The organism is Xenophilus sp. (genome assembly GCF_044462705.1).
Lineage (GTDB): Bacteria > Pseudomonadota > Gammaproteobacteria > Burkholderiales > Burkholderiaceae_C > Xenophilus > Xenophilus azovorans.
The window spans coordinates 5,506-8,128 of sequence record NZ_JBIQNC010000208.1 but is presented as its reverse complement, the minus strand read 5'-3'; the positions used below and the strand labels follow the sequence as shown (position 1 = coordinate 8,128).

Below are 2,623 nucleotides of genomic sequence, written 5' to 3'. Positions count from 1 at the left end.
CGAAGTCCGGGAGAAACGGGGGTGGACTCATTCTCGCTCCAGCACGTACCGCACGCCGGGGATCGCCAGGTAGCGCAGCCGCTTGACCTCGCGCCGGCCCAGCGTCACGGTGCGCAGCACGGCGCCGCAGGCGGCCGACAGCATGCCGGCCAGCATCATCCCCGTGGCCAGCACCGCGGTGGGCAGGCGCGGCACCAGCCCGGTGTGCAGCCAGGTGAGCACCAGCGGCACCGCCAGTGCCAGCGCCGCCAGCGCCAGCAGCGCGGCGATGGTGCTGAAGAAGGACAGCGGCCGCTCGTTGACGAACAGCCGCGTGATCATCAGCAGGATGCGCCAGCCGTCGCGGTACGTGGAGAGCTTGCTGTGCGAGCCCTCCGGCCGCGACAGGTAGCGCACCGGCAGCTCGGTCCAGGGCATGCGCAGCTCGAGCGCATGCACGGTCAGCTCGGTCTCCGTCTCGAAACCCTGCGCCAGCGCCGGGAAGCTCTTGACGTAGCGCCGCGAGAACACGCGCAGGCCCGACAGCATGTCGGTGAAGCCGCCGCCGAACAGCGCCGCCACCGTGCCGGTGAGCAGGCGGTTGCCCAGGCGGTGGCCGGGGCGGTAGGTCTGGACGTCCTGGCGGTCGTCCTGGCGCGCGCCGACCACCATGTCGAGGTTGCCGTCCACCAGCAGCGCGATCATCTCGCGCAGGCGCGCCAGGTCGTAGGTGGCGTCGCCGTCCACCATCACGTACACGTCGGCCTCCACGTCGGCGAACATGCGGCGCACCACGTTGCCCTTGCCGCGCAGGGCCACGTGCGTCACCTCGGCGCCGGCGGCGCGCGCCACGGCGGCCGTGTCGTCGGTGGAGGCGTTGTCGAAGACGTGGATCTGCACCTGCGGCAGCGCCGCGCGGAAGCCGGCGATCACCTGGCCGATGGCAGCCGCCTCGTTGTAGCAGGGGATGACGGCGGCGATGCGCAGGGCCGCGAGGTCGGGGGCAGCAGCGGTCATGGGGTCGGGCCGGAAGGGGTGGGAAGCACGCGGTACGCCTTCACCGCGCCGCGGGCGAACAGCGGCGCGAAGTACCGGCCGAAGCCGGGCTGCGTGTCGACGTAGGGCGCGATGGCCGTGTTGACCACGATCGTACCGAAGCCCTGCGACGCCAGCTTGTGCGCCAGCGCCTCGGGCGGCAGCAGGATGTAGTCGGAAAGCCGGTAGGGCCCGAACACGTCGCCCCAGGCCGGCTGGCCGGCGAAGTAGATGGCGTCGTTCAGGCCGACCTGGTACAGCCGGCCCTGGCCGTGGGCGCGCACGTATTGCAGCACCTCGTAGCCGGGCACGTTGGCGCGCAGGAAGGCCTCGCGCGCCTCGGGCGTGGCGGCGACCATGCGTGCGTGCACCACCATGCGCTGCACGCCGACCACCACCAGCAGCGCCAGCAGCGCGCCGCCGGCGATGCGCGGCACCGGTGCCCGGGCCAGCGCGGGCATCCATCGCCGCACGCCCGCGGCGGCCCACAGGTACAGCTGCCGCCAGCCCATCGCGCCCAGCCAGGCCAGCATCGGGAAGGCGGCCATCATGTAGCGCGGGTAGCGCGAGGTGGCGACCCACACCAGCACCGACCAGGCGCCGAAGACGAAGGCCGCGCGCACGGCCGGGCGCGCCTTCCAGAACACGCACCAGGGCACCAGCAGCGCCGGCCACAGCATCACGTTGGGCAGCGCGGCGTGCTCGCGCACGTCGTCCACCTGCTGGCGGTAGTCGGCCGCGTTCCAGTTGGTGAAGCCGAACACCCGCGCGCCGATGGGGTTGAACGGGTCGCCCGTGTGCAGCCAGTTGCGGCCGTACCAGTAGATGCACGGCAGCAGGAACACCGCCAGGCCGGCCAGCAGCACGCCGGGCCGGCGCTCGCGCCAGAGCACGAACACGCCCAGCAGCGGCAGGAACGTGAGGGCCTGGTACTTGCTGCCCGCCGCCACGCCGAGCAGGAAGGCGGCCAGCATCAGCCGGCGCGGGTCGCGCGCCGCGTCCGCGCGCCAGGCCCACAGCAGCACGCAGGCCGACAGCACGAACAGCGCCACGCCCATGTCGATCAGCGCATTGGCGTACTCGCCCACCGCCAGCAGGATCACGGCCGCCATGCAGGCGGTGACGCGGTCGGTGTGGTGCAGTGCCAGGCGGTAGATCAGCAGCGCGGCGATCCAGCCGGCCAGCGCGTGCAGCAGGTGCGGGAAGACGTCGCCCATCAGCGGCATCGCGGCCGCGTAGAGCAGGTTGTAGTTGTACGGAAACCAGGGATAGCGCAGCCAGTCGTACACGCCGATGCGCCCGCTCGCGGCCACCTCGCGTGCCCACGGCAGGTGGTACATCATCTCGTCGAAGGCATGCGGCGGCGACAGCGGCTCCACCAGCGAGACGGCGAAGGCACCCCAGGCCACGGCCAGCGCGGCGCGGCCGGCCGCCGTCAGCGGCGGCCGGGGCCGGCCGCGCAGCGCACGGCGCAGCGCCGGCACCCGCAGCGCGGAGCCGAGCAGGCCCGCCGCCACCAGCGCGCCCACCGCGGGCGGACGCAGCAGGCCGGCCAGGCCCAGGCCCTGGAAGGCCAGCACGTACAGGCCGAGTCCCAGCGCGGCGGCCA

2 protein-coding genes are annotated in these 2,623 nt (G+C 73.2%); both read right to left on the bottom strand.

Annotated elements, in window-relative coordinates; all coding sequences use genetic code 11:
• Positions 1-27: 27 nt before the first annotated feature.
• Positions 28-996 (bottom strand): glycosyltransferase family 2 protein, encoded by a 969-nt coding sequence (locus ACIY1X_RS22220; protein WP_399684818.1) that lies wholly within the window; start codon positions 994-996, stop codon positions 28-30.
• A partial coding sequence (locus ACIY1X_RS22215; protein WP_399684815.1) for an ArnT family glycosyltransferase occupies positions 993-2,623 on the bottom strand: 1,631 nt, incomplete at its 5' end. The genes ACIY1X_RS22220 and ACIY1X_RS22215, both read right to left, overlap by 4 nt.

Coding starts and splice junctions, on each gene's coding strand:
- ACIY1X_RS22220 (WP_399684818.1), bottom strand. CDS start 996: ATGACCGCTGCTGCCCCCGACCTCGCGGCCCTGCGCATCGCCGCCGTC.